Source organism: Embleya scabrispora DSM 41855, from assembly GCF_000372745.1.
Classification (GTDB): domain Bacteria; phylum Actinomycetota; class Actinomycetes; order Streptomycetales; family Streptomycetaceae; genus Embleya; species Embleya scabrispora.
Genome location: NZ_KB889619.1, coordinates 1 through 4,949 on the forward strand (window position 1 = coordinate 1; position 4,949 = coordinate 4,949).

The window sequence follows — 4,949 nt, forward strand, 5'->3', positions numbered from 1 at the left end:
ATCCTGTCGGGCGTCGGCCTGGAGGTCGATCGTGTCCCCGGCGCCGAACACCGCGAGCCGGCCGGTTTCGATCGGTCGCCGATCGTACCGACGGTCCCGGAACCGGCGAGCACGTACACCAACGCGTTGTAGTCCTTGCGCCACGGCAGCGAAAGTCGCGCACCGGATTGACCGAAGCGTGCAGCAACGTGATCGGGGTGTGTGATACCCGGGCCGTCGAAGCCGCCGACCGAGCCGCCGACCGAGCCGGCAATCAGCCGCACCAGCGCGCCGCCGTCGTCCGACTAGAGCAGCTTGACGTCACCCGCGCGGATGTCCTGGTAGCGCGGGTCGGTCATCTTCTGCTCGGACGGCAGGTTGACCCACAACTGAATGCCGTGGAACAGACCGCCGCTGGTCACCAAGCACCCCGTGGCACCCGCCCCGCCAAGGTCACGGGTGGTCCGGCGTACTCATGAAGTTGTCCAGGCCACGTCCATCGCTCAGGCAGCGGCGCCGTACTGGCTCGTCAGCCGCCGGACTTCGGCGTCCTTGAACGCCTTCACCTCTTCCACGATCCCGCTCTTCGGCAGCTCGGCCACGGGCACGCAGAGGAAGGGCAGCAGCGTGCGGCCCCTGTTGTCGGCAGTGACCGGCGTTCCCTCGTTATGGCAGAACGTGCAGGCCAACCCGCACTCGTCGATCACCTTGACGCGGATGGTCCTGTCCCGCACAACCCGGACCGCCGGGCGTTGGGTCACAGACAAGGCTTGCCTCCTGTCACTCGAACGTGAGTCGGGGGATCGCCTCGATGTCGATCCCGTACTGGCGGTAAACCTTGGTCGTGTTCTCACTCGTCAGTTCATCCAGGGGAAGCCCGAGTGCGAGCACCATCGCGTGGACGTGATCGGCGCTGTCCCCCTCGATCTCCAGGTATGGGGGGATCAACGGCCAGTGGTCGATCTCGATGGCCGCGCCGCCCAGCGTCCAGGAGGACCGGCGGTTCTCCTGATATGCCTTCGGCTGGTAGCCGAGCTTGCCGAGGAGCGTGTTGGTCGTGTCGAAGTCGCCGACAGTCGTCTCCGTTTCGGTCGCGCCGTCGATCGCGTCCGAGTGGATCTCCTTGACGCACAGCGTGACGCTGCTGCCGGTGTCGCGCAGGCGAACCCACGTGCCGGGCCGGCCGGGGATGTCGTAGACGTAGCGGCGCTGGAACCGGTCGCCGAGGTGCTCCGCCCCGGCCTCAGCCAGGCGCGCACGCATCTTCTCCGGCTCGATGCCGAGGATCTTCGCTTCGAACTCAGTTGTAGTCATGGGCAGTTGCCCTTTCCAGGCGAAGTTCGGGACACGCGAGCGCACGATATCGGCTATTTCGCCGGCCACCTCCTCCGGCGTGCGGTCGGTGCCATCCACACTGACGAGGCCGAATGCCAGGTACACGCGGGAGCTTTCGGCGACGTTCGGCTCCTCACGCTGGTGCCAGTAGCTCAGCACCCCTCGTTCGGCCCGCCGACGAAGGCGCTCTTGGCGAACGTGCTCGTCCACCCCCAGGAAGATCGCCACGTCCGGCGCGAGAACCCCGCTCGGGTACTCCGCCGCGCAGGGGTGCCCCATGGCCCTGTGCGTGGCAACCGTGCGCGGGAAGTAGGACTCGACCACCACCGCCTGGCCGCTCTCGGTGATCGTCCGCGCCTTCTCCGACTTGATGTGGTTCGCCATCATCCACCAGTGGAACCGAGCCGGCAGGATGCCGGCGGCGTCCACCTCCGCCCGCATACGGGGGAATGTCGGCAAGGCGTCGTCCGTGAGGTGAACGCCGCCGAGAAGGGCTGCGACCAGCGGGGCGACGGTGGTCTTCCCGCTCGCGCTGAGACCGTCGAGGGTGACGAAGGACCCACGCCTCACGTCCATATGAACTCCATTCCTTGTTCGGCGGTCAGAGTCCAACCGATATGCAGCGGACACACCGAGGAGGAGCAGAGTGACCATGTGCCCGAGCGCCCAGACGCCGGTTGGTACCGCTCCGGCCGGATCACGGTGCTCGCCGCGGTGACGGCCCCCTGTTGTGGTGGGTTCGGCGGTCATGAAGTGCCCGTCCTCAGCTCGAACCAGACCCACTTTCCGAGCGGCGCCCAGGCCACGCCCCAGCGGGAGGAGAGGGACTCCACGAGTCCCAGGCCGTAGCCGGACTCCGCCTCACGCTTCGGGTCCGTGCGGCACGGAAGTGCGCCGGAGGAGTCCTGGACCCCTACCCACACTGACGCCTTCTGCCGGTTCACCGAAACGGAGATCCGCGTGCAGCCCGTGTGCTTGGCCGCGTTGCCGACCAGCTCACTCACGAGCAACTCGGCCACGTCGCCCAACTCCTCAGCGGACCAAGCCGTCAGAGCGGCGGTCACCAACTTCCGGGCGGACCTCGCGGATTCGGGGAGGCATGGCAGCTCCAGGAAGCAGCCGATGTCGTCAGGCCGTACTACCGGGTTCTCGATGTGCGCGGTGCCCGAAGGGCCCGCGGGCGTTGCGATGACGCTGACGGACATGCGGCCTCCAGTCTGCGAGCGAATCAGATAGCTGTGACGCCGCCCCATGGCCCCTTACGACATGGCCAAAGAGGCGTCTTCGGTGGCGTCACCATTCCGACACTCAGTGAACCCGGCGAACACCACAATCAGTGCGCATACCTGCACGTAGAGTGGTTTAAGCGGTTTACAGCACCACTGGGGGGGTTGATCGTGGACACACGCAAGGAGGCCAACAACCGCCTGAGGGAGACGATTTCAAGCACTGGCTGGACCTATGAGGCGCTGGCCGGCGCGGTACGGCGGATCGGCGCGGAGAACGGCGAGACTCTGTTGACCAACAAGTCCGCCGTAGCCCACTGGATCAATGGCAGACAGCCGGCGGGCCAGGTCGGCCGGTACATCGCCGAAGCGCTCTCCCGGCGTGCCGGGCGCCGGATCACCCTGGCAGAGATCGGCTTCGCCGCCCCCGACGAGTCCTTGGCGATCAGTAGCGACCCTGTCGAAACGGCCGCCATCTTGGGCCGCGCGGATGTCGAGCGTCACAACTTCCTGGCTGTCGCGGCGTTCACGACCACAGGCGTTGCCATGCCCCTGCACTACGACCCCGAACCGATCTCCCGCCTGATGCGGGCCCGCACCACCACGGCCCGCGTCGGCGTCGAAGAGGTCGAAGTCGTCCGACAGATCACGGCAGTGTTCAGCACGGCGGACGAGCGACTTGGCGGAGGGCATGGACTGACCACCGTGACCGCATACCTCGCAGACACGGCAGCCCCTATGCTCCACGGCCGATTCCCCGACGAGAGCACCCGACGGCGAGCCTTCGGAGCCGTAGCTGAACTGGCCTACTTGGCGGGCTGGAAACACCACGACCTCGGCCAAGAAGGCGCCGCCCAGCACTACTACCAGCTCGGCTACCAACTCGTCGTCGAGGCAGACCCCTACGGCCACGCGGGGTGGATGATGCGTGCCTTGGCCCACCAGGCGCTCAGCCTCAAGCAGCCTCACAACTGTGTGGCGTTGATCGAGAACGCACTCGCACGCAGCGTCGGTCGGGTAGACGGACAGACCGAGGCGCTTCTCCACATCACCCACGCAAGGGCGTTCGCCGCCACCCGCGACAAGCCCGCCGCAGCCAGAGCACTCCTGGCCGCAGAGAACGCCCTCACTCGGCACGATGATCCGCAGCCGACTTTCTCACTCGTCAGTGGCCCGGCGGCCGGCACAGTCGCCAGCCACACCGCCCGGACCCTCACGGACCTCGAAGACCACGCGGGCACCGAGCAGCAACACCGCGCCGCGCTGATCCGCTGGGACGCCGAGAAGTACAAGCGGGTTCACGCCCTCACCTACGCCGACCTCGGGGACAGCCTGGCCGCTCAAGCCCGAGCGGATGAGGCCGTGGCCACGTGGGGGCGCGCGCTCGACCTCATGGAGGGGATGACCTCGAACCGCACGAGAAAGGCGATCAGCTCGATCCGCCCCCAGTTGGCGATCTACCGTAGACGCGGAGTCCCAGGAGCCAGCGACCTGGAACGCCGCGCACGCGAGGCACTGACCTAACAGCCACACCGCCGGAAGGGACCGAACGACGTGGCCCAGACAACCGCCGACCAGATCACCGCACTCAAGCCCGCCACGGCGTCGATGACACTGCTGGTTGCCGCCGTGATCGTTCACGACCGCGAATCGCGGCGAGTGGCCCTTCTTCGACGCGGCCCCAAGGCCAAGTTCGCCCAAGGCATGTGGGATCTTCCCGTCGGCAAGAGCGAGCCCGGCGAACCAATCACGCAGACCGCAGTGCGCGAGCTCAACGAGGAGACCGGACTCGTCGTGTCGCCCGATGATCTGCGTTTGGTGCACGTCATCCACGGAGCCCGAGGCGTCGAGGCCCCCAACGGCTTCTTGACCGTGGTGTTCGCCGCGCACTCATGGTCAGGCATCCTCGGCAACGGGGAGCCCGAGAAGCACTCGGAGGTTGCGTGGGTGAGCACCGGCTCCATCCCGCAGGAGTTCGTATCCACCACAGGCACGGCGCTTCTCAGCTACCTCCAGGATGGCCCCAGCATTTCGCTCGACTCGTGGCAGCCCGGATCCTGAACGAGCGAACGGCCGCAGGGTGGCCGGAGCTGATCATGAGCGCCTGGGGCGCCGGACAGTCAACGGGCGGTCGGTCTGAGAATCACCCAGACCGACCGCCCGTCTTGGTCAGCGCATCAGGAAGTGGGGACGGTCCCCAGGCGACCGGCCTGGAAGTCTTCCATCGCCTGCTACAACTCGCGGTGGCTGTTCATCACGAACGAGCCGTACCAGGCCAGTTCCCGCCGATCGGCTGCCCGCCGAGAACGATCACCTCAAGGTTCGGCTTGTTCGAATCCTGTCGGGCGTCGGCCTGGAGGTCGATCGTGTCCCCGGCGCCGAACACCGCGAGCCGGCCGGTTTCGATCG

At 66.9% G+C, this 4,949-nt stretch carries 4 protein-coding genes and 2 pseudogenes; 2 read left to right on the forward strand and 4 right to left on the reverse strand.

The annotated features are described in order from the left end of the window. The 4 genes and pseudogenes from A3IC_RS70910 to A3IC_RS54145 all read right to left on the reverse strand — a co-directional run. Positions 1-404 (reverse strand): annotated as a pseudogene (locus A3IC_RS70910) (pirin-like C-terminal cupin domain-containing protein); the annotation flags it as partial. Between the two features lie 204 nt (positions 405-608). Beyond that, a pseudogene (locus A3IC_RS67405) lies at positions 609-740 on the reverse strand (radical SAM protein); the annotation flags it as partial. A gap of 19 nt (positions 741-759) precedes the next feature. Next, positions 760-2,064, reverse strand: a complete 1,305-nt coding sequence (locus A3IC_RS73010; protein WP_079026423.1) for a CYTH domain-containing protein — start codon at positions 2,062-2,064, stop codon at positions 760-762. Further along, positions 2,061-2,519, reverse strand: coding sequence for an ATP-binding protein (locus tag A3IC_RS54145; protein WP_106668881.1), 459 nt, complete (start codon positions 2,517-2,519; stop codon positions 2,061-2,063). The genes A3IC_RS73010 and A3IC_RS54145 overlap by 4 nt, the downstream gene beginning before the upstream one ends. A 192-nt stretch (positions 2,520-2,711) precedes the next feature. On the opposite strand from A3IC_RS54145, the gene A3IC_RS0113220 reads away from it, so the two are divergent. Further along, positions 2,712-4,064, forward strand: a complete 1,353-nt coding sequence (locus A3IC_RS0113220; RefSeq protein ID WP_020550535.1) for an NsdA family TPR-like regulatory protein — start codon at positions 2,712-2,714, stop codon at positions 4,062-4,064. 30 nt (positions 4,065-4,094) lie between these two features. Further along, positions 4,095-4,601, forward strand: coding sequence for an NUDIX domain-containing protein (locus A3IC_RS0113225; RefSeq protein WP_020550536.1), 507 nt, complete (start codon positions 4,095-4,097; stop codon positions 4,599-4,601). Positions 4,602-4,949 lie beyond the last annotated feature (348 nt).

Excerpts from the sequence above, each read along its gene's own strand:
- A3IC_RS73010 (WP_079026423.1), bottom strand. The coding sequence starts at position 2,064 with ATGACCGCCGAACCCACCACAACAGGGGGCCGTCACCGCGGCGAGCAC.
- A3IC_RS54145 (WP_106668881.1), bottom strand. The coding sequence starts at position 2,519 with ATGTCCGTCAGCGTCATCGCAACGCCCGCGGGCCCTTCGGGCACCGCG.